This window comes from Brevundimonas sp. SL130, from assembly GCF_026625805.1.
Lineage (GTDB): Bacteria > Pseudomonadota > Alphaproteobacteria > Caulobacterales > Caulobacteraceae > Brevundimonas.
This window is the reverse complement of record NZ_CP113064.1, coordinates 1,039,112-1,061,480: the sequence shown is the minus strand read 5'-3', so window position 1 is coordinate 1,061,480 and position 22,369 is coordinate 1,039,112. Positions and strand designations below refer to the sequence as shown.

Annotated in this window: 23 protein-coding genes; 9 read left to right on the top strand and 14 right to left on the bottom strand. The window is 66.5% G+C overall.

Annotated elements, in window-relative coordinates:
* Positions 1 to 30 precede the first annotated feature (30 nt).
* The 5 genes from OU998_RS05320 to OU998_RS05300 all read right to left on the bottom strand — a co-directional run bounded on the left by OU998_RS05320 (position 31) and on the right by OU998_RS05300 (position 2,892).
* Positions 31 to 402 carry a M15 family metallopeptidase gene (locus OU998_RS05320; RefSeq protein ID WP_267515793.1) on the bottom strand — a complete coding sequence of 124 codons (372 nt, stop codon included), beginning with the start codon at positions 400 to 402 and terminating at the stop codon, positions 31 to 33.
* A gap of 8 nt (positions 403 to 410) precedes the next feature.
* On the bottom strand, positions 411 to 668 hold the full coding sequence (locus OU998_RS05315; RefSeq protein WP_267515792.1) for a hypothetical protein: 258 nt from the start codon (positions 666 to 668) through the stop codon (positions 411 to 413).
* On the bottom strand, positions 665 to 820 hold the full coding sequence (locus OU998_RS05310) for a hypothetical protein (protein WP_267515791.1): 156 nt from the start codon (positions 818 to 820) through the stop codon (positions 665 to 667). The genes OU998_RS05315 and OU998_RS05310 overlap by 4 nt, the downstream gene beginning before the upstream one ends.
* The gene (locus OU998_RS05305) at positions 817 to 2,286 is read right to left on the bottom strand and encodes a DUF2793 domain-containing protein (RefSeq protein WP_267515790.1); all 1,470 of its coding nucleotides are present in this window, start codon (positions 2,284 to 2,286) and stop codon (positions 817 to 819) included. Before OU998_RS05305 ends, OU998_RS05310 begins: the two co-directional genes overlap by 4 nt.
* A gap of 144 nt (positions 2,287 to 2,430) precedes the next feature.
* Positions 2,431 to 2,892, bottom strand: a complete 462-nt coding sequence (locus OU998_RS05300; RefSeq protein WP_267515789.1) for a DUF4112 domain-containing protein — start codon at positions 2,890 to 2,892, stop codon at positions 2,431 to 2,433.
* 70 nt (positions 2,893 to 2,962) lie between these two features.
* Between OU998_RS05300 and OU998_RS05295 the strand changes: the two genes are divergently transcribed.
* Positions 2,963 to 3,916, top strand: coding sequence for an endonuclease/exonuclease/phosphatase family protein (locus OU998_RS05295; RefSeq protein ID WP_267515788.1), 954 nt, complete (start codon positions 2,963 to 2,965; stop codon positions 3,914 to 3,916).
* On the opposite strand, the gene OU998_RS05290 is transcribed toward OU998_RS05295, so the two are convergent.
* The 6 genes from OU998_RS05290 to OU998_RS05265 all read right to left on the bottom strand — a co-directional run bounded on the left by OU998_RS05290 (position 3,897) and on the right by OU998_RS05265 (position 8,801).
* Positions 3,897 to 5,105: a CCA tRNA nucleotidyltransferase gene (locus OU998_RS05290; RefSeq protein ID WP_267515787.1), complete on the bottom strand. Its 1,209-nt coding sequence runs from the start codon at positions 5,103 to 5,105 to the stop codon at positions 3,897 to 3,899. The two genes, OU998_RS05295 and OU998_RS05290, sit on opposite strands and share 20 nt — an antisense overlap.
* Positions 5,102 to 5,764, bottom strand: coding sequence for a CoA pyrophosphatase (locus OU998_RS05285; protein ID WP_267515786.1), 663 nt, complete (start codon positions 5,762 to 5,764; stop codon positions 5,102 to 5,104). Before OU998_RS05285 ends, OU998_RS05290 begins: the two co-directional genes overlap by 4 nt.
* On the bottom strand, positions 5,761 to 6,324 hold the full coding sequence (locus OU998_RS05280; RefSeq protein ID WP_420709809.1) for a DUF1285 domain-containing protein: 564 nt from the start codon (positions 6,322 to 6,324) through the stop codon (positions 5,761 to 5,763). Before OU998_RS05280 ends, OU998_RS05285 begins: the two co-directional genes overlap by 4 nt.
* Before the next feature lie 31 nt (positions 6,325 to 6,355).
* The gene (locus OU998_RS05275; RefSeq protein ID WP_267515785.1) at positions 6,356 to 6,874 is read right to left on the bottom strand and encodes a GNAT family N-acetyltransferase; all 519 of its coding nucleotides are present in this window, start codon (positions 6,872 to 6,874) and stop codon (positions 6,356 to 6,358) included.
* 71 nt (positions 6,875 to 6,945) lie between these two features.
* Complete coding sequence (locus tag OU998_RS05270) at positions 6,946 to 7,719, bottom strand: enoyl-CoA hydratase (RefSeq protein ID WP_267515784.1); 774 nt, start codon at positions 7,717 to 7,719, stop codon at positions 6,946 to 6,948.
* The gene (locus OU998_RS05265; protein WP_267515783.1) at positions 7,716 to 8,801 is read right to left on the bottom strand and encodes an MBL fold metallo-hydrolase; all 1,086 of its coding nucleotides are present in this window, start codon (positions 8,799 to 8,801) and stop codon (positions 7,716 to 7,718) included. Before OU998_RS05265 ends, OU998_RS05270 begins: the two co-directional genes overlap by 4 nt.
* 122 nt (positions 8,802 to 8,923) lie before the next feature.
* Here OU998_RS05265 and OU998_RS05260 point away from each other — a divergent pair, with 122 nt between their 5' ends.
* The 4 genes from OU998_RS05260 (at position 8,924) to OU998_RS05245 (ending at position 12,273) form a co-directional block, all read left to right on the top strand.
* Positions 8,924 to 9,856 carry a hypothetical protein gene (locus OU998_RS05260; protein ID WP_267515782.1) on the top strand — a complete coding sequence of 311 codons (933 nt, stop codon included), beginning with the start codon at positions 8,924 to 8,926 and terminating at the stop codon, positions 9,854 to 9,856.
* Positions 9,857 to 9,959: 103 nt separating this feature from the next.
* On the top strand, positions 9,960 to 10,757 hold the full coding sequence (gene xth / locus OU998_RS05255; RefSeq protein ID WP_267515781.1) for an exodeoxyribonuclease III: 798 nt from the start codon (positions 9,960 to 9,962) through the stop codon (positions 10,755 to 10,757).
* 5 nt (positions 10,758 to 10,762) lie between these two features.
* Entirely contained in the window at positions 10,763 to 11,278 is a 516-nt protein-coding gene (locus OU998_RS05250) for a hypothetical protein (RefSeq protein ID WP_267515780.1), read from the top strand.
* Positions 11,279 to 11,367: 89 nt separating this feature from the next.
* Positions 11,368 to 12,273, top strand: coding sequence for a cobalamin biosynthesis protein CbiG (locus OU998_RS05245; RefSeq protein ID WP_267515779.1), 906 nt, complete (start codon positions 11,368 to 11,370; stop codon positions 12,271 to 12,273).
* A gap of 13 nt (positions 12,274 to 12,286) precedes the next feature.
* On the opposite strand, the gene OU998_RS05240 is transcribed toward OU998_RS05245, so the two are convergent.
* On the bottom strand, positions 12,287 to 13,465 hold the full coding sequence (locus OU998_RS05240; protein WP_267515778.1) for a carboxynorspermidine decarboxylase: 1,179 nt from the start codon (positions 13,463 to 13,465) through the stop codon (positions 12,287 to 12,289).
* A gap of 10 nt (positions 13,466 to 13,475) precedes the next feature.
* Positions 13,476 to 14,681: a saccharopine dehydrogenase family protein gene (locus OU998_RS05235; protein WP_267515777.1), complete on the bottom strand. Its 1,206-nt coding sequence runs from the start codon at positions 14,679 to 14,681 to the stop codon at positions 13,476 to 13,478.
* Positions 14,682 to 15,074: 393 nt separating this feature from the next.
* Between OU998_RS05235 and OU998_RS05230 the strand changes: the two genes are divergently transcribed.
* Positions 15,075 to 16,031, top strand: a complete 957-nt coding sequence (locus OU998_RS05230; protein ID WP_267515776.1) for a CPBP family intramembrane glutamic endopeptidase — start codon at positions 15,075 to 15,077, stop codon at positions 16,029 to 16,031.
* 197 nt (positions 16,032 to 16,228) lie between these two features.
* Here the strand turns inward: OU998_RS05230 and OU998_RS05225 are convergent, their stop codons facing one another.
* Complete coding sequence (locus OU998_RS05225; protein ID WP_267515775.1) at positions 16,229 to 17,647, bottom strand: LytR/AlgR family response regulator transcription factor; 1,419 nt, start codon at positions 17,645 to 17,647, stop codon at positions 16,229 to 16,231.
* A 148-nt stretch (positions 17,648 to 17,795) separates the two neighbouring features.
* On the opposite strand from OU998_RS05225, the gene OU998_RS05220 reads away from it, so the two are divergent.
* From OU998_RS05220 to OU998_RS05210, 3 genes are all read left to right on the top strand, one after another.
* Positions 17,796 to 17,945, top strand: coding sequence for a hypothetical protein (locus OU998_RS05220; protein WP_267515774.1), 150 nt, complete (start codon positions 17,796 to 17,798; stop codon positions 17,943 to 17,945).
* A 380-nt stretch (positions 17,946 to 18,325) separates the two neighbouring features.
* Positions 18,326 to 20,995: a TonB-dependent receptor gene (locus OU998_RS05215; protein WP_267515773.1), complete on the top strand. Its 2,670-nt coding sequence runs from the start codon at positions 18,326 to 18,328 to the stop codon at positions 20,993 to 20,995.
* A gap of 526 nt (positions 20,996 to 21,521) precedes the next feature.
* Entirely contained in the window at positions 21,522 to 22,190 is a 669-nt protein-coding gene (locus tag OU998_RS05210; protein WP_267515772.1) for a hypothetical protein, read from the top strand.
* The last annotated feature ends 179 nt before the right edge of the window (positions 22,191 to 22,369 follow it).

Genomic DNA, 22,369 nt, shown 5'->3' with positions numbered 1-22,369 from the left:
GTTGCCGAGTCGTTTTTGCCGCTCCGGCCCTCATGGATAGGACTTCCGGTCGAGCTCGAAATGCGGGCCGTCGCGCAGGCTCTTCCAGTCCCCGCCCCAGACGATGGGGATGTTCAGCTCCCGCGAGGCGGCTTTGAACGCCTCCGCGATCCGGCCGTAGAGCGGCCAGTCCCACCGGACCTGGCCGTCCACCAGGGCGGCGACGTCGACGGCGTGGCCGGTCAGGTGGCGGGACTTCAGGGTTTGGCTGGCCCCGGCCTTGACCAAGGCCGCCTGCCGCTCGGGGGTTCTCAGGCCCTCGGTGATCATGAAGTCCACCGAACTGCGCGCCAGGGCGGCCTCGACCACGGCGACCAGGGCGGGATGGACGCCGTTCAGACGCGAACGGGAGCGGGCGGACAATCGCGCGCTCATGAGCGGCCGCCCGTCAGGCGCAGTCGCGCATTGGCCAGTAGGGCGACCAGCTGCTCGGCCGTCGGCGCCACCAGATAGAGGACCAGGATCAAGGCCAGCAGGCCCATCAGTCCGTCGGTCATCTTGGGCAGCATCTCGGCCGGCATCCGCGCCACCGTCCGCATCAGCAGCAGCCACAGTCCGGCGCTGACGGCGAAGGCATAGAGTCTGCGCCACAGCCAGCGGCCCTCGGCCAGGGTGTCGTTTCCGCTCATTCTTCGTCCTCCTTGTCCTGAATCGGCCGACCGCAGCGGCCGTCGAAGCCTGTCTGGGCGCGGCGGGTCGTGTCGTTCAAAGACCTGGGGACGTCCCAAGCCTCGGGATCGAGCACCTCCACCGGCTCGGGCAGATAACGCCGCCGGCTCATCCGACGGCCGTGAGGCGAACCACGCCAGCGCCGCCTGCGCCGCCCGCGCCCGGCAGGGTCAGGCCCGCGCCGCCCCCGCCGCCGCCCGCCCCGTAAGCAGCGCCTGCCCCGCCCGCTGCACCCGCGCCCGTGGGCGAGGCGTCGCCGCCGCCTCCGCCGCCTCCGGGCCAGGACAGGCCGGGCGCCGACGAGGCCTGGCCCGCCGCGCCCGGCGCGCCGCCCCCTGCCCGACGCACGGCCCAGCCGCCGGCCCCGCCTGCGCCGGCCGACTGGGCGATGTTTGCGGTGCTCAGACCGCCGCCGCCGCCGCCGCCGCCCGATCCGTCGGCACAGACGGTTTCACCACCGGCGGACGCCGCCGCCGTGATCCGGCTGTCGCCGCCGGGATTGCCGACGCGCTGACCCAGGCCGCCCGAGCCGCCCTGCCCCGCCGCGGCGGTTCCAACGGCGCCGGGCGCGCCGCCACCGGCCCGCAGCAGAACGACGCCGTCTAGACTGACCGTCGTCTGACCGCCGGCGCCGCCTGTCGCGGTCAAACCTCCGCCGCCGACGGCGATCGCCAGGGTCTCGCCCAGATCGGGGCCCAGATCAGCGACCATCCAGCCCGCCTCGCTCAACCCGCCCGCGCCGCCGCCGCCGCCGCCGAAGCGCGCGGTTCCGGCGGGGCCCGCCATGCCTGATCCGCCGGCCCCGCCCCCGCCGACGCAGACGACCTCGATCCATCGCGCCCAGGCGGGCGGCGTATAGACGCCGTCGGCGGCGAAGATCGTCGTCTCGCGTCGGGTCGCGCCTCGGTCGAAGGCGACCCGACCGGTGGCGCGATCCACGCCGAAGGCGCGGCGCCAGGTCGATCCGTCCGGGCTGACCTTGAGGCCGAGATCGTCGTCGCCGACCAGGCCCAACTCGGCCCGGCCGCCGTAGCCGCTCTGGAACAGCAGCGACAGGACGTCGCCCGCTGCGGTCTTGTTCAAGGTCAGACGCAGGTCGCCGTCGCCGCCTTCGTCCTCGGCGCGGGCGGTGAACAGGGCGGTGTTGGTCTTGACCGCCAGCAGGTTGGCGGCGTCGGCGGTCGTGCCGATCCCCAGGCGCGACAGGCCCTGAACCTCGCCCAGCCGTCGCCCCAGCGGGGTCCAGCCGGCGTCGTCCAGCACCACCAGAACGGCGGCGTCCAGCACCAGGGCGATCAGGCCGACGGGCGTGGCGACCCGGCTCCAGCCGCCCGCCTCGAACCGCATCAGGGCGCCGGCGGGCAGACCGGTCCAGGCCGCGCCGTTCGCCCCGTCCGGCAGGATATAGAGGTCGCCGTCAAGCGGCGCCGACGGCTGGACGGCCGTCGTCGCGCTGACCACCGCCGTCTGCAACAGGGCGTCCAGCCGCGTCAGCGCCGCGTTCAGGGTCACATGTTTCTGCATCTGCCCCGCCGCCAGATAGGGCAGGCTCAAACGCGCAGTGAAATCGTCGCTCATCAGGATCTCCGTTCTTGTCGGAGATCAGTCTGCGGGCGCCGCCAACTCAGGCGGGCTGGAGGGTCGAATTTTTACTCAAGCCATTGATGGCATGGATTTTCGTCAGAGAAATTAGGAAATCAGACGACCGCCAGCGCGCACAATTCAGTCGTGCAGATAGACGATGCGCCGCAGCTTCTTGTCGTTGCGGACCCTCTCCAGATGCCGGTCGTGATCGCCGCTGGCCCTGGCCCCCGCCTCGGTGTCCTCGACCCAGTGGGTGGTCTCGATGTCCTTCTGCAACGCCTTGGCCGCCAGCAATTGGCCGGGGAAGAAGGTGTCGACGACGTCGCCCGCGATAGGCACCGTGCCCGTCGCCGTATCGACGGCCATATAGGCGACCATCCGCGCCAGGGTCGCCGGCGAGGCCTTGGCCCGCACGGCCTGTATCACCAGCCAGGCGCCGGTTCCCACCGTATAGACCGTGCCGACCACTGGAACCCAGGTCAGCAGGCCGTCCATGCCGATCCCGAACGGTCCGATGCCGATCACCCGGTCGGACAGTTTCTTGATCCCCTCGACATTGGACCAAATCTTTTCGATATCTGTGATCGACCGTCTGGCCATGTCGCGCCTCTCCCAAGCGTCGCCCTAACGCGGCATAGGCAACAGCGTTCACCAGGAAAGGCAACACACGATGTCCCTGCTCAAGCTGGCGGCCAATTCGGCGGCCTGCCTGGTCCTGATCGGCCTGTCGTTCTTCGGCGTGGCGGCGCTCAGCGGCATAGATCATCGCTGGGTGGACATTCTGGCCCAGTTCACGGGGCCTGTGCTGCTGGCGGCGGCGGGTCTGACCCTGGCCTGTGCGGTGCTGCGTCTATGGCCGGCGGTCGGCGTCGGTGGTCTGGCGACACTCGTCCTATTCGTGGCCGTCTGGCCGCAGTGGATGACGCCCATGGGCCTGCGCCAACCGGACCAGCCGGTCATCCGCGTCTATTCCGCCAACCTCTGGACGCTCAATACCGATGTCGACGCCATGCGCGCCTCCATCAAGGAAGCCGACGCGGACATCGTGATCCTGGTCGAGGTCGGCGATGCGCCGATCGCCCAACTCGACCGCCTGCTCGCGGACTATCCCCACCGTCGGGTCAACGGCGTCATGACGCTGGGCCAATCGGCGTCGCGATCCGTGATCGCCTCCCGGTATCCCATAGTGAAAAAACTGCCGTGGCGGCGTGACGGGCTCAGCGCCATCGGCGCCGTGGTTGAGACGCCGCTGGGCCCGCTTACCGTCTTCGGCGTGCACCTGACCCGTCCCTGGCCCTATGAATATCAGTGGGGGCAGATCAGCCAGGTCATGGCCCTGACCGAAAGGCGCAAGGCGGCGACGCCGGGCGCCACCCTCGTCGCCGGCGATTTCAACAGCGTCTCCAGCGCCCGCATCGGGCGTCAGATCAAGAAGGATCTGGGTCTGGTTCCCGCGCCGGGCTTTCCGGGCACCTGGCCGACCCGCCTGCCCGCCGTTTTGGGCATCACCATCGATCAGGTGTATCGCTCGCCCGACCTGGCCCTGGTCAGCCGCCGCATCGGACGCCCGACGGGTTCGGACCACTATCCGGTCGTGACCGAGCTCACCCGAGCGAAGCCATAAGCGATCTCAGCCGGTCTTCATGGCCGTCGGTGGGGAAGTCGTCGGCGACCCAGCCATCCTCGAACGCCTTCAAGATGCGCCCGGTCTCCGGTCCCGGCGTCCGGCCCAGTCGGGCCAGGTCGCGTCCGCCGACCGGCATGGACGGCGGCGTCCAGGCAGTCGCAAGGCGGCGCAGGGCCGCGCCGTCGCGACCGCTTTGCGCCTCCGCGCGCGTCAGCCGATCTTCAAAGGCGGCGCGGCCCAGCCGATAGATCGCCGCCCGCGCGGCGGCCTCGGTCATGTCGGGCGCCACCACCGGGCCTTCGGCGACCGCCGCCGCCATCCGGTCCCGCACCGCATTCGACAGCCGCAGATCCCGCGCGATCCGCACGACGACGGCCGCATCGTCAGGCACCAGGGCCGACAGACGCATGACCGGGTCGTCGGTCAGCCCGCAAGTGGCCTCGAGCAGATCCAGCGGCTGGACGTCCGGCAAGACGACGGCGAGCACCCCGGTTTCCGCCATGGCGCGCACCGAAGGGCGGGGATCGACCGCCGCCAGCAGTTTCAGCAATTCCTTGGACACCCGCTCGGCCGACAACCGAGCCATCCCGTCTTTCAGCGCGGCGCAGGCGGCCAGGCCGGTCGCATCGGGTTCGCCCCGCCCGTACCAGGCTTGAAAGCGGAAGAAGCGCAGAATCCGCAGATAGTCTTCGCGAATCCGGATTTCGGCGTCGCCGACGAAGACGATCCGCCCCTCGGCCGCGTCGGCCAGGCCGCCGCCGGTGGGATCGAACACCGTCCCGGCCGCGTCGGCGTAGAGGGCGTTCAGGCGGAAGTCCCGCCGCGCCGCATCCTCGGCCCAGTCCTCGGTGAAGGCGACCACGGCGCGGCGCCCGTCGGTCTCCACATCCCGCCGCAGGGTGGTGATCTCATAGGGTTGGCGCTCGGACACCCCGGTGATCGTGCCGTGCTCGATCCCGGTCGGCACGGCCTTCAGCCCCGCCGCCTTCAGCGCCGCCATGGTCTCTTCCGGTCGCAGCCGCGTGGCGATGTCGATATCATCCACGGGCCGGCCCAGCAGGCTGTTGCGGACGCAGCCGCCGACGAAGCGGGCGCAGTCGGGGCCGCCCGCCGCCTCGAGCGCGGCCATGACCGCGCGCGTGGCCGACGCCTCGAGCCACGGCTGGCCGAGCATGGACACGCTCACGCCGCGTCCTCTTCGGCCGCAACCTCAGCCTTGGGCTCGTCGCCATACAGCCGGGCGTGAAGCCCTTTCAGGATTCCCGCCGTGACGCCCCAGATATAGCGTTCGCCCCAGGGCATGGCCCAGAACCAGCGTCTCAGCCCCTCGTCCATATCGTAGAAGTCGCGGCGGTGATTGGCCGCGTCCATCAGGAAGTCCCACGGGGTCTCGAACACCTCGGCGACCTCGTCCGGCGACGGCGTCGTCTCCGGCGCCGTGTGCAGCCAGCCGATCACGGGCGTAACCAGGAAGCCCGTGCCGGTCTCATAGGCGTCGGACAGGCCCAGAACCTCGACCGTGTCGGGGTTCAGCGCCACCTCCTCGTCCGCCTCGCGCAGCGCCGCCTGGACCGCGTTTTCGCCGGGGTCCAGGCGTCCGCCCGGAAAGGCGATCTGGCCTGTGTGCCGCGCCAAGGTGTCCGCCCGCCGCGTCAGCAGGACGGTCGCCCCCTCGGGCCGCGCCACGACGGGGATCAGCACCGCCGCCGGCCGCAGCTCACGCACCGGCCGCGTCGCCTTGGGATTCAGATCAAAGTCCGACCGCGCCGCGACCAGTTCCGGCCGCCAGGTCTCAACCGGCGCCAGCCGCTCGACCAGGCGGTTTCTCAGCGTGTCCAGGCTCACGCCACCGCTCCCAGCGAAAAACCATGTCCGCCCGACCGCACGACCAGCCGCCCGTCGACCTCCTCGGCCATCTCAACCAGTTCATAAAAGACCGACCGGCTGATCCGCGCCCACAGGTCGCGCCGCACATGGACGCGCGGCGACGGTTCGCCCGTGGTCGGATCGGTCTCGACCACGATGGGATCGGCCTCGCCCGCCCGCACCTCGTCGCCGACGTCGGTGACGAAGATCAGATCGTCCCCCTCGCGCCCGACCGACACGGCGCGGAACGGCAGATCCTCGACGGCGATCTTCAACTTCTCGACCGGCGTGACCAGATGATAGCCGTCCGGATCCTTGCGCAACACGGTGGAGAACAGCCGCACCAGTTCCTTGCGGCCGATGGGCGAGCCCTCGTGCATCCAGACGCCGTCGCGCCGGATGACGATATCGATGTCGCCGCAGTGTTCGGGATTCCACAGATGGACCGGCGGCAGGCCGCGGCCCGGCGCCTGTTTTACGGCCTCTGCGACGGCGTTCAGTCCGAACTTGGGGTCTTCGGGATTTGTCATGTCCGCCATGACTTAGGCCCAGCGGACCGACCGGGAAAGGTCAGCCGATGCGAACCGCGCCCGAAACGGCCTCGACCTTGGTCGGCAGCCACAGGACGCGACGCCGATCCACCGGCCCCGGCAGGATCGCCTCAGGCGCGCCGACAAAGCCGAACCGCTCGAAATAGGCCTGGTCGCCGACCAGCAGCACCCCGCCGACCGCCATCGCCCGCGCCTGATCCAGGCAGGCCTGCACCAGTTCGGCCCCCAGGCCGTCGCTGCGGCTGGCGGCGTCCACGGCGATAGGGCCCAGGAACAGTCCAGAGGTCTCGCCGATCAGGACCGGCCACAGGCGAACCGAACCGACGATACGCTCTCCCCGACGGGCGACGAAGCCGGCCGCAGGATGCGAGCCTTCGCGCAGCCGCTCCGCCGTCTTGACGAAACGGCCAGGACCGAAGGCGGCCATGATGAGGGCCTCGACGCCTGCGGCGTCGGCCGAGGTTTCGGCTTCGATACGGTTGGAAGCCGCCGGCATGCCCAGATTCAGGGCCAGATTCAGAACAGGGGCGTGCGACATGGGCGCTCCGACGGCGAGGCGCGCGCACTAGGGCCAAAGCCGCGCCAAATCAAGGCGCGGTCTTGGAAGGGTCAGCCGATCTTGGAGAAGTCGGGCGCCCGTTTCTGGGTGAAGGCCAGGAAGGCCTCCATCGCCTCGGGGCTCTTCATCTGCGACCCGAAGGCCTCGCCCTCGCGCTGCATCAGCGCCCACAGACCCTCCGCGTCGCGCATCAGCCGCTTGGTCTTGCGGATGGAGTTGGGCGCCCGCGCCGCCACCTTGGCCGCCAGATCCGCTGCGGTCGCCTCGACCTGATCGGCCGGAACCGCCCGGTTGGCCAGGCCCCAGGCCAGGGCCGTGCGACCGTCCAGCGGCTCGCCCAGGGCGAACATCTCGAACGCCCGCTGATGCCCCATGACCGCCGGCAGCAGCAGGCTGGAGGCCGCCTCGGGCGCCAGGGCCAGATTGACGAAGGGCACGGACAGCAGGGCGTCCTCGGCCACCACCACCAGATCACAGTGCAGCAGCATGGTCAGGCCGATGCCGACCGCCCGCCCCTTGACCGCCGCCACCAGCGGCTTGTCCAGATCGGCCAGCGCCTTCAGGAAGCGGAACACCGACATGTCGAACGGCTGTTCCGTCTGGGCCCCGATGGCGATGAAGTCGCCGATGTCGTTGCCGGCCGAGAAGCTGTCGCCCTCGGCGCGCAGCAGCAGCACCCGCACCGCGTCGTCAGTGCGGGCCTGTTCGACTGCTTCAGACAGGGCCGAGTACATGGCCTGGGTGATGGCGTTCTTCTTGTCGGCCCGGTCCAGCGTCAGGGTCAGGACGCCGTCGGCCAGTTGGGTGCGGATATGTTCGCTCACGTCGTTTCCTCGTCCCGTTTGACGGCTGTCCACCAGTCGACGCCGTTCTCGTCTCGCGTCCGCTGGGCGCGGCCGCGTCTTTCCAGATAGTTCAGGTGCGCCTGGGCCTCGCCCGTGGCCATGCCCAATACGCCGTCTCCGACCGCCCGACCGAACACGGCCGAGAAACCGTCGATCACCCTAGACGGTTGACGCAGCGTCCGATCAAGCCGTTTCAGCGCTGTCTCATGGCCGCGCTTCAAGGCGTCGAGCCGGGCGTGCACGCCGTAGAAGGGCTCGCCGTGCGACGGCAGGATAAACGCACCCTCTGGAAGCAGCTCCCGCAGCCTGGCCAGCGAGTCCATCCAGTCGCCCAACGGATCGGCCTCAGGCTCGGTCGGCCACACCGAGACGTTCGACGAAATCCGGGGCAGGATCTGGTCGCCGGCGAGGAAGACGTCGTCCGACCGCCGCCACAGGCACACATGTTCAGGACTGTGCCCGGACCCGACCACCACGGTCCAGTCGTCGCCGTCGATCTGGATCACCTCCTGGTCCGACAGCCGCAGATAGCTGCGCGGCATCGGGGCCACGCCCTTGGCGAAGCCGCCGTAGTCGTTCCTCCACCGGTCGATCTGGGCTTCGGTCCAGCCGGCGGCCCGGTAATAGCGTTCCCCGTCTTCAGGCGCGTCGCCGGCCTGTTCGGCCATCAGCATGCGGGCGGTCACATATTCCAGCCGCGACATCAGCAGCGGCGCGCCACTGCGTCCGCACAGCCAGCCCGCCAGGCCGATGTGGTCGGGGTGCATGTGGGTGCAGATCAGCCGTTTCACCGGCCGGCCCTCCAGCGCGCCGGCCAACGCGACCTCCCAAGCCGCTATACTGTCCGGGGTGCGCAGACCCGTATCGATCACGGTCCAAGCGTCGCCGTCACGAACCGCGTAGACGTTCACATGGTTCAGCTGGAACGGCAGGGCGAACCGAAGCCACAGCACCCCGCGCGCGACCTCGATCGCCGCGCCGGGCGCGGGCGCATCGGGCATGGGATAGGTCAGGCCTCGCGCCCCTATCCCCGGTTCCAGGGCCGCCGCATCGTCCGCCAAGTGCGTCTCCAATTGAAACGAACAACCTTAGTCAGGTCTTGCCCAAGACGTCCACAGTCGCCTTGACCCCGCCCGATTAGATCGCCACGAAGCCTTCAGCCGTCCCCAACCGAAGGTGTTCCATGAAAGCCCGCATCGCCGCCGCCCTCGCGGCGCTCCTGTTCAGCGCCATATCGGTCGCTCCCGCCTTCGCGCAAGAGCAGCGCGGCGCCGATAACCAGCCCGCCACCGTTGAAGGCTCCTCGCGCGCCTCGGCCTCTCGTCAACGCCGCGAACGCGCGCCCGCCGCCCCCACGGCCGAGCAGATCCAGGCCGCCGCCCAGGAACAGGCCACGCTCGCCAACACCGGTTGCCAGGTGACGGAAGCCAAACTGCTGGGCACGACGGCCGAAAAGACCTCGGTCTATGAAGTCGCCTGCGCCGCCGGACCGGGCTTTATGATCGAGTCCAAGACCCCGCCCGAAGCCTCCAACTGCGTCCTTCTGTCCTATTCGGCGGCCACCCTGCGCGCCCGCGATCCAGCCGCCGATCCCGGTCCGCAATGCTCCATCGTCGCCAACACCGACACGCAGAAATTCCTGCGCGAATACGCCGTCCAGGCCGGCGTCGCCTGCACGGTCGATGAGGTCAAGGTTCTGGGCAAGTCCAGCGACGGCGGCGTCATGTACGAAGCCGGCTGCTCCGACGGCGCCGGCTTCTGGATCAAGCAACTGAACAACGACTGGACCAAGACCCCCTGCATCCAGGTGCTGGCTGAAAACGGAACCTGCGCCTTCACCACCTCGGCCGAAAACGCCGGCCAGGTGAAATCCTATTTCGCCGGCTCGGACGCTGCGTCCTGCGACGTGACCGAGGCTCGCCTGATGGGCCGCAACGCCAACGGCGTCTTCTATGAAGCCAAGTGCGCGGCCGGCGACGGGATCATCGCCCGTGTGAACACCGAAAATGTCGTGCAGCAGGTCTATCCCTGCGCCACCGCCCAGCAGATCGGCGGCGGCTGCAAGCTGACCACGGTCCCGGCCGCCGCTCCGGCGCCGGCCGGCGGCCGCCCGTAAGCGACCACCGCAGACAAGACAAAGGGCCGTCGGAGCGATCCGGCGGCCCTTTTGTTTTGCGCGGCCTCTTTTCCGAAACCGTGACGCGCCCTACCGTCGCGCAATGCGCATCGCCACCTGGAACGTGAACTCGGTCAACGCCCGCCTGCCCACCGTGCTGGCCTGGCTGGAGCAGGCCGCCCCCGACGTCGCCTGTTTCCAGGAAATCAAATGCGTGGACGAAAAATTCCCGCGCGAGGCCTTCGAGAGCCTGGGCTACAATGTCGAGACCCACGGTCAGAAGAGCTACAACGGCGTGGCTATGCTGTCGAAATACCCGCTGTCGGACATTCGGCGCGGCCTGCCCGGCGACGAGACCGACGAACAGGCCCGCTATCTGGAGGCGGTGGTCGAGGCGCCCCGGCCGATCCGGGTGGCGTCCATCTATCTGCCCAACGGCAATCCGATCGGGACCGAGAAATTCGACTACAAGCTGGCCTGGTTCGAGCGGCTGAACCGCCACGCCCGCGACCTGCTCGCCTTCGAAGAGCCGATGGCCCTGTGCGGCGACTATAACGTGATCCCTGAGGCTGAGGACGCCAAGAACCCGGCGGCCTGGACCGACGACGCCCTGTTCCGGCCCCAGAGCAGACAGGCGTTTCGCGCTCTTAAGAACCTGGGCCTGGCCGATGCGCACGAGGTCGGCGGAGAGCCGGCCGGAACCTACAGCTTCTGGGACTATCAGGCCGGCGCCTGGCAGAGGGACCACGGCATCCGCATCGACTTCGCCCTGCTGTCGCCCCAGGCGGCGGATCGGTTCCGGGGCATCGAGACCCATCGCGACGCGCGCGACATGGACAAGCCCAGCGACCATGTGCCGGTGGTGGTCGATATCGACCTGTCGGCCGACGCGGAGGCCTGACGCCCATGGCCGACGTCCTGCGGGTGGTCCTGCTGATCGCCTTGGCGGCGGCCCTGCTGACGACCCTGGCTCTGACCCTGGCGTGGTGGATGGAGCCGCCGCGTCGCATCCGCCGCGCCCTGCTGAAGGCCCTGGGCGTCCCGCCTGAGGTCGAGGCGGTTTCACCGCGCGAGGGCCGGGCCTGCGCCCTGAACTTCGACATCGAACAGGTGGTGGTGCTGTGGGCCAACGGCGCCCACGGCCTGGCCTACGCCTTCGAGGAGGTCGAGGGCGGCGAGATCATCGTCGATGGCCATGTGGTCGCCCGCATCCGGCGCGGCGAGGCGCGCAAGGCGCTGGACGTACTGGCGCCCGACGCCGAACAGGTGGTGCTGCGGCTGATGTTCGCGGACGCCCGCCATCCCGAGTTCGAGCTGGCCCTGTGGGACGCCAGCTTTGCAGGCGAGACCGGCTCTCCCGGCGAGGCGCTGCGGCTGGGCCGGCGCTGGCTGTCGCACCTGGAAGCCCTGCTGAAGGGCTGACGGACACCCATCGCCCCTTCCGATTGAGCAGCGAGAGGTCTAGAACCCCCGCTCATTCCTAACGACACGCCTTTTTACGGGAGGCCGCCTTGGCCCGCCTATTCGACGCCTATGTCGTCGCCGACTGGACCGCCGCCGAAACCAAGAAACTCGGCGACACCTCGCTGTGGATCGGGGTGGCCAAGCGCGACGTGCGGTTCCGCCTCTATACCGAGACGCACAATGTCGCGACGCGGGCGGAGGGCGAGGCCCTGCTGGCCTCGATCCTGGCGGATCACCGGAAGCGCGGCGACCGGGTTCTGGTCGGGCTGGACTTCAATTTCGGCTATCCGGTCGGCACGGCCGCGCGGCTGAAGTTGGACGGAACCCCTTGGAATTCCATGTGGAAGTTCATCGCGTCCAATGTCGTGGACAAGGCCGATAATACGAACAACCGCTATCAGGTGGCGGCCAAGATGAACCGGCTGATGACGGACGAGGCCTGGCCGCTGTGGGGCGCCCCGGCGAAACAGGCGCAGCGCTGGCTGACCACGACCAAGCCGCCGGTGGGCGCCGGCGCCGACATTCCTGAGTTCCGGGCGACCGAGAATGCGGCGCGCAAGGGCAGGCTGCAGCCCAAGAGCGTGTGGCAGATGCACGGGGCCGGCGCCGTCGGCGGCCAGACCCTGGTGGGCATCCCGGCTGTGCGCAGGCTGTTGGAAAGCCTGGGATCTTCGGGCGCCGTCTGGCCGTTCGGCACCGGCTGGCGCGAACTGACGCCCGACGACGTCGAGCCGCTGTCGGCCCTGGTGGTCGAGGTCTGGCCGTCCATGTTCGACGCCAAGCCCAATGAGGGCGAGTTCAAGGATCAGGCCCAGGTCCGCTCCACCGCCGAGGCCCTGGCCCAGATGGACGAGGCCGGCGACCTGGCCAAGGCCTTCGGCCCGCCCAAGGACGCCACGCCCGAGCTGATCGCCCAGGTGGAGCAGGAAGAAGGCTGGATTCTGGGGGTTTAACCCCCCAGGTCCGTCAGGACAGGCGGTCGCGGAACTCGGAATAGTCGAATTCGCGCACCAGTTTCAGCGCGTCGGTGTCGCTGTTCCACAGGGCGATGGCCGGCAGCGGCACCCCGTTGAAGGTGTTGGTCTTCACCATCGAATAATGGGCCTGGTCCAGGAAGGCGATGCGGGTTCCCGGCGTCGGCGCAGTGGCGAAGCCATAGTCGCCGATGATGTCGCCGGCCAGGCAGGAGGGCCCGCCCAGCCGATAGGTCACGCCGTTCTCGGCCTCGTTCAACATAGCCGGGCGATAGGGCGCCTCGATCACATCGGGCATGTGGCAGGTCGCCGATATGTCGGTGATAGCGATGGCCAGGCCGTTGTGGAAGGTGTCCAGCACCTCGCCCACCAATATGCCGGCGTCCAGCGCAATGGCCTCGCCCGGCTCGATATAGACCTGAAGCCCGTAGCGCTCGCCCAAATCCTTCAGGAAGCCGACCAGGGCGTCGATCCGATAGTCGGCGCGGGTGACGTGGTGGCCTCCACCCAGGTTGATCCACTTCAAGTCCGGCAACAGGGGCGCCAGCTTGGGCTCCACCGCGGCCCAGATCCGCTCCAGCGGCTCGAACCCCTGTTCGCACAGAGCGTGGATGTGCAGGCCGTCGACGCCGTTCAAGTGTTCCGGCGTCAGTTGCGACACCGGGAATCCCAGGCGCGAGCCCAGTTGGCAGGGGTCGTATTTGGCGACCTCGCCCTCCGAATGCTCGGGGTTCAGGCGCAGGCCGATATCGAACGTCTCACCCTCGGCGCGGGCGGCGGCGATCAGGTCGGCGAACCGGGCGATCTGGTCCGGGGCGTTGAAGATGACCGTATCCGACAGCCGCAGGATCTCGGGCAGGTCGGCGGGCTTGTAGGCCGGGGAATAGGTGGTCAGGTGCCCGTGGTAAAACTCCCGCGCCAGCCGCGCCTCCCACAGGCCCGAGGCACAGACGCCGTCGAGGTATTCCCCGACGACATCGGCCAGCGACCACATCGAGAAGGCCTTCAGGGCCAGCAGAACCCGGGCGTTTCCCCGCGCCCCGACGTCCTGAAGGACCGCCAGGTTGCGACGCACCGCGACCTCATCGACCACAAAGGCGGGCGACGGGACGCGGTTCAGATCGAACCGGGCGAAGGCGCCCGGTCCGCCGGCCTGGGTCTGCATGACCATGGGCGTATCCTCAGAAGTCCAGCGGAGCGGACAGTTCCTCGACCGTCCACGGCAGGCCGTGCTGGTTCAGCATGTCCATGAAGGGATCGGGATCCAGCTGCTCCATGTTGAACACCCCCTCGCCCTTCCACTGGCCGGTCAGCATCAGGGCCGCGCCGATCATGGCGGGGACGCCGGTGGTGTAGCTGACGGCCTGGTTGCCGGTCTCGGCATAGGCGTCCTGGTGGTCGCAGATGTTCTTGACGTAGACCGTCTTGGCCGCGCCGTCCTTCTGGCCGGTGGCGATGGTGCCGATATTGGTCTTGCCCTTGGTGATCGGGCCCAGCGACGAGGGTTCCGGCAGCAGAGCCTTCAGGAACTCGATCGGGATGATCTCGCGGCCCTGGAACATCATCGGCTCAATCGAGGTCATGCCGATATTCTCGAGCACTTCCAGATGCTTCAGATAGGAGTCGCCGAAGGTCATCCAGAAGCGGATGCGCTTGATTTCCGGATAGAATTTGGCCAGCGACTCCAGTTCCTCATGATACATGAGGTACATGTTCTTGGGCCCCACGCCCTCGAAATCGAAGGCCTGCTTGTGCGACAGGGCCGGGCCCTCGATCCACTGGCCATCGGCCCAGTGACGCGACGGGGCGGTCACTTCGCGCAGATTGATCTCAGGATTGAAGTTGGTCGCGAACGGCAGGCCGGTGTCGCCGCCGTTGCAGTCCAGGATGTCGAGCGTCTCGATCGAATCCAGCAGATGCTTCTTGGTGTAGGTGGCGAAGACCGAGGTCACGCCGGGGTCGAAGCCCGAGCCCAGCAGGGCCATCAGACCGGCGGCCTTGAAGCGGTCCTGATAGGCCCACTGCCACTTGTATTCGAACTTGGCCTCGTCGCGCGGCTCGTAGTTGGCCGTGTCGAGATAGTTGACCCCGGCGGCCAGGCAGGCGTCCATGATGGCCAGATCCTGATACGGCAGGGCCAGGTTGACGACCAGGGCGGGCTTGACCGCCTGGATCAGGGCCGTGGTCGCCGCCACGTCGTCGGCGTCGATCGCCGCCGTGTCGATGGTCACGCCAAAGCGCGACTTGACGGATTCGGCGATGGCGTCGCACTTGGACTTGGTGCGGCTCGCCAGAGTGATGTGCGAGAAGATGTCCGCATTCATCGCCATCTTGTGGACGGCGACCGAACTGACGCCACCGGCGCCAATGACCAGCACCCTGCTCATGTGTGCTTCTCCTGAAGACTGAAATGCTCTGGCGACATCGCCGCCCGTATAAAGGGCGGGGCTCTTAGCACGATGATGACAGGACCGCTAATGCGGGGGGCGTTGGGGATGAATTCGGCGAACATCCGACTGGTCGTGGGCCTTCGCCTTCCCTTTTCCCGCGTCGCACCAGGGCTTGTCCCCAACGCCAGCAAACCCAGCGTATCCGCAGAGCACACACTCCACCCTGCAAATTTCGCGGCCACACCCAGAGGGAAAGCTCCTTACATTACATATAATTAATCCGACCTGGTGCATCTGAATCGTCGCTTAAACGCCTCTCCCCCGCATTCAAAGACGATCTGCGCGCATCGACCGGAAAGCGCGGGGTCGTGAGACCGCCGGAGGGGGCTTATGAGTAGACATGAAATTTTCGCGCCGCGCGCCGTCAAAGGTCGGCGAACCTGGACCGTTGCGGCGGTCGTCCTGATCGTCGTCTTCTTTCTGATCGGACAGCTGACGACAATCTTCGGCGTCCTGAAGCCCATGGGCTATCACAAGGCGGATCTCGATACGCAGTGGGAGCCGTTCGCCATCTTCCTGGCGGGCGGAGGGGTCACCCTCCTTCTCATTCTGGCCTGGACGTCCCTGTTCGAGCGCCGATCACCGGCTGGCCTCGGCTTCAAGGCCAGGATCGCCGGTCCCTATCTGCGAGGCCTGCTTGTCGGAGGACTGGCGCTCGGCGCCGTCGTCGGCGTCATCTTCGCCGCCGGCGGCTACACGGCCGGCGGAAGCGGATCCTGGGTCTCGCCCACGCCGGCCCTGCTGGCGCCGCTGCTCGTCCTGTTCGGCGGCTATATGATCCAGGGCGCGACCGAAGAAGTAATGCTGCGCGGCTGGCTGATGCCCTTGATCGCCTCCCGACATGGACTGGTCGCCGCCGTCCTGATCAACTCCGGCTTCTTCGCCCTGCTCCATGCCAGCAATATCGATCCGTCGGGTGAGCTCGCGCTCGGGCTGTTCAATCTGTTTCTGTTCGCGGTCGCGCTCAGCCTCTACGCGATCAGGGAAGAATCCTTGTGGGGCGTGTGCGCGGCCCACACTGGGTGGAACGCCTTGCTTGGCATGGGTTTCGGACTGGAGGTCAGCGGTCAGACGGTGGCCGTGACGCCGCTCGTCGCGAACCTGGCTCCGGCCCCTGACGCGCCATGGTGGTTGACCGGCGGGGCGTTCGGCCCGGAGGCGAGCGTCGTCGCGACGATCGTACTCGCGGCAGGCTGCGCCTATCTGATCGCCAAGGGCGCGTTGAAGACGGCGTCGAGGCCGCATGCCACCCGCTCGCAGGCCACCAGGTCGCAAACCTCGACTTGACCCAACCCAAAAAGCGTCCGCCCTGTCTCCGAACAGGTGTCCGCTATCTCCCCGGACTGAACACCTGTCCCTGGGATCCATACGCCCGGTCTTTCCGCAGGGTGCGCGCCGTCAGACTCCGGGCGTATGGATACGCGCCACAAGGGTGAGGCTGACGCGAGAGCGATATGGCGGCCCGTCGGCAGGTCGGGCTCAGTTCATGTCTTGAGATGCCGATCGTCCAGTGCGTCGCGAACGGTCGAAAGGCGGTTGCGACTGATGGGCAAGGGCTCGCCTTCGTCCATCAGCAGTCGGCCGCGCGAAGCGTCGCGCTCGAAGCCGCAAACATGAGTAAGATTGGCGATCACCGAGCGGTGGACCCGAAGAAAGCCCGCCGGCAGCTCGGCTTCCAATCGGTCCAGACGGGCCGCGTGCAGCAGTTTGCGCCCATCGGTCAGTCGCAGTTCCACATAGTCGTCGGCGCCCACGATGGAGACGATGTCCTTGAGCGGGATCCGCTGGACGCCCCGTGACGAGGCCACGGTCAGACAATTGGGGCGCGCGGCGGCGCGGGTGAGCGCGATCTCTCGCTGTTGGTCATCCCGCCCCAGCCGCACGACCTCGGCCATCAGAAGCGGAAGAAGGAGGCCGGCGGCGAACAGGAAATAGGAGAGATCGACCAGCCAGGCGGGGAAAGCCAGGCCGGTCGCCATGAAGAGGCCGAGATAGGCCAGGGTCAGACGGGCGCCCCCACGACGACGATACACGCCGACGCCGGCCGCCGTGACGGCGAGCGACAGGCCGACCATCAGGGCCAGCTGGCTTTTCAGATCGAAGCCGGGCGCGAAGACGGTCGCGACCACGGCGACCACGGCCAACGCCATCAGCCCGCGGCGCGCCTGGGGCCAGAAGCGCTCCACGACATAGGCGACAAGCAGCACGGCGAAGGCGGCGGTCAAAAGCCAGATGCCGACCAGACGCCAGCCGTGCACGGGATAGGCATAGGGCGCGAGCGCCCGCAGGCTCTCCAGGATCGCTTGCAGCCCCGCGACGCCCGCCAGGGTCGCCAGCGCCAGGCTTGACCCGGTACGGCGCAGGCCGTGGATGACGGCGAAACCGAAGGCGGCGGCGAACAGCGCGCCCGCAAGCGTGAAGACCACCGCCAGGGGGACCGCGCGCGACGGCCACGGATAGGGGGCGGCCACGATCCCCGCGATGGGGCCGTCCAACCGCACAGCGCCATGAAACGACGACATGTGGATCACGACCGGATTGTCGCCGGGCCGCCAGAGATGTTCGGGAACCGGGAAGGCCGCTTCGTAGCGGCCGGGCGTTTCGGTCGCGGCCGAGGCGCCGGGTCGTCCGTTGGCGCCCAGCCGCTGACCATTGATCCAGACTTCGGAAGAGGCCGTGCCGACGACATACAGGGCGGCCGGACCAGCGCCGTCTGGTCGGCGCACGACAGAGCGAAGCCACAGCGCCCGCCCCTGGGGGTCCAGAACGCCCTCCACCGCCCGACAGTCCCGAAGAACCGGCGCCGCCGCGCCCCGTTCGCCGCGACAGGCCTGCCAATCCTGCGCCCGCAAACCCGTCGGAAAGGCGGTCAGGAGAATCACGATGAGAAGCAGCCGCCACATGACGAGAGCCTAGCCTGTCATTCGCCGGAAAGCGCTGCTGTTCACCGACGCAGATGCGCCGTTCGACGAAGCCCGCTTCCGTCGGTCGGAAAGCCTGCTGGGTGAAGACCCCGTCGCCCGCACGGCCGTTCCGAACCTGCCCGCCCTGATGCGGCTCGTCCACGCCCGGTACGAGGCCGAGCCGGCGACCGGGACCATTCCCGGCGTGGACCTGGGCGACGACTTCCGGTCGGCGATCCGGATCGACGCCCCTGGCCTTCTCGTAGCCGGCTCCCTCGACGGCGACGCCCCATATTAAATACCAATATAAACCAACATAAGCCCACAACTTGGGGCGCCTTCCTACGGCGAGATGACGCCATTGGCCCGTGACTGAGCGAGCCCTCCGTCTGCTGACTAGCTCTTGTATAGATAAAACTTTCTGCCCACGCGCCCTGGATCGCGGCGGGGGACGGCTTGGCCGCACTCCAACGACGGACTCACCGACCGGCGTCATCCGAAATTGTCACGAATTCGAGATGTGAATTGACGAAGTTTAAATACCAGTCCTAAGGTCAAGTCCGCCGAAGGTACTTCAATGGTCTAGATTGGTACTGCACGAATTGAAGGTCTGGGTGGCCATCAACTTGGTGGTCGAACGAGGGCGGGCCGCAGGGCCCATAGGGGAGATTTCGGATCATGAGGCTTAAGACCTACATACTGCTCACCACCGCCTTGGCCGGCGCGTCCATTTCGACCATGGCGTTTGCCCAACAGGCCGATGAAACCTCCAGCGTCGATGAGGTGATCGTCACAGGCATCCGCGAGAGCCTGAAGAAATCGATCGAGGTGAAGAGAGACGCCAACGCCATCATTGATGTGATCACCGCCGACGGCGTCGGGAAGTTTCCCGACCGGAACGTGGCGGAGGCCTTGGCCCACGTGCCGGGCGTATCCGTCGATCACCAGTTCGGCGAGGGCGAGCGGGTCGCCATTCACGGCACAGATCCCGCTTTGAATCGCGTCTTTGTCGATGGCCATGCGATCGCCTCGGCCGATTGGGGCGGCAACCCGTCTGATCGTTCCAGCCGCAGCTTCAACTATTCCCTGCTCGCTCCCGAAATCGTGGCTCGGGCGGAGGTCTTCAAAACACCGGAAGCACGCATCGACGAAGGCAGCCTCGGCGGCACCGTCATCATTCACACGCGCCGGCCGCTGGATCTGGCGTCCAACACCTTCTCCGGCTCCCTGGGCGGCTCGTATAATGACCGCTCTGACAAGGCCAATGCTCGCGCTTCGGGCCTCTACAGTTGGAAGAACGAATCAGGCAAGTTCGGCCTTCTGCTCGGCGCCACCTACGACAAGCAGAATCTGACCCGCGCCGGGGTCGAGTATTTCGGCTACAGCAGCGGCAGCAGCTTCGACAGCGCCTTCACCTACGACGCGGCGGGCAATGTCACCGGCGGCCCCACCATCAACGGCGCAGCCCCGACCAACGCCAGCCTTGCTGAACTGCAGGCTTCACGTCTGCCCTGCTGTATCAACTTCGCCTATTTCGAGCAGACCCGCGAACGGGTCGGCTTGTCCGGCGCCATCCAGTACAAGCCATCGGACGAGCTGGAATTCCTGCTGACCGGCCTGCACATCGAAGGCAAGTACAACAACTTCAGCCAGTCCGAATACTCCGTCGCAGTTTGGACGCCCTCCACACTTCAGGCCGCGACGGTTGAGAACGGCTTGATGACGAGTGGCGCGTTCGGAGCCAAGGCCAACGGCGACACCGCGCAGCTCGACACCAACTACCGCGTCACGACCATCCAGAACGACAGTCTGAACCTGGCCGCCAACTGGACGCCCGGCTTGTGGACCATCCATGCTGACGCGGGCTACACCAAGGCGACCGGCGGCAAGGATCCGGAATATCTGTTCTCGGCAGTATCCAGCGCGGGCTTCACCTATGCCTTCGATGGCAAGAACACCGCGGTCAACTATACGTCCGACCCCAGCGATCCAGGCACCTTCACCAGCCGAGCGAACGGGACGGTTACGCGAAACGGGCAGACCTTCACAGGCTATCAGCTGGGCGGCGTCTACACCGGCGTGACCTCGGACGACGAAACCTATGCTCAGCTCGACTTCAAGCGGGAAGTGGAGTGGGGCCCGTTCACAGACATCCTGTTCGGCCTGAAATACTCCGACCACACCAATGAAGAATCTTCGGCCGGCACCTCGGTCTATTCCGACACGCCCTTCTCGCTGGCTGACATCGAGACGGTGCAAACCCCGTCGGGCCTGTTTGACGGCTTGGGGGTCAGCGGCAACGCCACCCAGTTCACGACCCTTACCAAGCAGGAAGTCATGCGGCTGCTCGCGGAGGCGAAATATTCCTTCTACAGCATCGACTACGGCTCGAGCTTCAAGGTCGATGAAAGCGTCGCCGCCGCCTATGTCCAGGGCAACTTCGAACAGGGCGATCTGCGCGGCAACATCGGCGGGCGTTTCGTCAGCACCCAGGATGATTCCACCTACTGGGTCACCGAAGACGGCGGCGACACCTACAACCAGACCCAGACCTCCAAGAGCTACGACAAGTTCCTGCCGGCCTTCAACATCGCCTATGCGATCACGCCGGATCTCTTCTTGCGGGGCGCGGCGGCCTCGGTCATCGCGCGTCCTCGCTACGGCCAACTCGCCGGCGCCTTCAGCCGGGATGACACTCAACACACCGCCAGTGGAGGCAACCCGGATCTGGACCCCTACGAGGCCCTGAACCTCGGCGTTTCGGCAGAGTGGTATTTCGCACCCGGCGCCCTCGTCTCGGCGGAGATCTTCCACCGCGACATCAGCTCCTATATCGTCTCAAAGACGACCGATATGCAACTCTACAACCCCAATACTGGGAGTGAAGAAACCTATAGCGTAACAGCACCTATCAATGCTCAGGACGCCAAGGTAACCGGACTGCTCATATCCTATCAGAGCAACCTGCGTTGGGGCTTCGGCATCCAGACAAACGTCTCCTATTCAGAGGCGGAGGTCCAGGAATACAACATGCCGTTCCTGTCGAAATATACGGTCAACGTAATTCCCTATTACGAGAACGGACCGTTCGAGGCGCGATTGAGCTACAATTACCGCTCTTCCTATTTCACGGGAATCGGCCGCCTGAACTCTAAAGACAGCACAGACGGCTACAGCCAACTGGACTTCTCGGCCTCCTATGACGTGACTGACCGCGTCTCTCTGAACTTGAACGCTCAGAATTTGCTGGACGAGACCTACTATTCCTACAGCGGCACCAAAGACGCCCCGACCGCCTTCTACAAGAACGGTCGCGTCCTGGCTTTGAGCTTCGCCTATAAGCTGTAGAATTCTCTCCCCCCAAAACTGGCCGTCGCCCCCGGGCGACGGCCTTTTCTTTTGCGAGTAAGCCGGCCCAGATGAGAGCGTCATCGCCCTCGGCCACCGCCTGGCCGGCGCGTTGGCGGGCGTGTTGGCGGGCGTGTTCGTGCCGCAGCCGGAGGTTCGACCCTGCTGGTCAAGTTCTTCGGCGAAGAGCTGGTCAGCGACACCCGATTGAGGCTGGCGCCGCCGAAGTTCGCGATTGACTGACGGGCGGCGGCGAAGGGGGCGGTGGCGCGCCTCGTTTTCTCAAGCCCTGCGCCACCTCCGCAACGGCCCTTACGTTCGCAGTCTTCGCTCAAAAGCCTGAGACATCGCAGAACAATTCCGGCGAAAGCGCCCTGGGAACGCAGCCCTGAAGGCATTCGCTCCTCTTTCTCTCTTCTCCGCAAACGCACGCCAGAACTCACAAAAGATGTTTCGCGCACGAAAATATTGATTTATGCGCAGATTGCGAATAACGAGGAGATAGCGGCCGTTCAAGGAGGGCGACATGGCGTTTAGAGCAGGCGAACTGGCAAAGAGCGGACAGGAAGAAGTCGAGGCCTATCTGGTCCCCCGAGCACGGGACGCAACGCCTCAGGTCCGCGCCCACAGCCGCGAGGCGCTACAGAACATCATTGACGAACTCGGACCCGTGGTTGACGCCTACCCCAGTTGGCACCCCTTGGTCGCCAAACACGATGACCGCCACCCGGCGACCACTCCCAGCAAGCAATGCGGCTACGCGGGCCTGGATCACACGCGATACTTTGCCCACGGCTTCGTCACCTGCCCATATGGGGACGGTCAGCAAGTCATAGACTCGGTTAATGCTCTACCCCGCTATCCTCACGCTCGCATCACGGCCGAGCGTCTAGACGTGCAGTTCTACAACCCACAGGCCACCCCAATTCTCGTGAAATGCGATTGGGACCACGCCCTGAACGACGATCACACCGTACCTCTGGCGCTGGCCATGCCTCTCATCCTTGAAAAGGAGGTACCGTGCTGGCGATGGAGTCAAGTTGCAGAGACTTGGGAAACAATGCGGCCCTATTTCCTCGGTCGGCCGCACGGGGCGCGATCCTCGCTGTTTGTAAGCCAGGAAACGGGCCAATCGATCAAGACGATCTGGAACGCCATCATCCACACGGGCATGTTTGGGCCGATAAAGATATGAGCATCCTGTCTCCTAAGCGGTACGATCCGGCTAACATCCTTTTCGCTTTCCAGGCTGTCCTACGTGGCAGCTGGATCGAAACCGTCGATGATCGAACGAACTTGAAAATTGGCAAGATCGCGCTATGTTCAGCGAGTCACGGGCCGCCACACGTCTTCCTTCGGGAAGAGTGCAAAAGG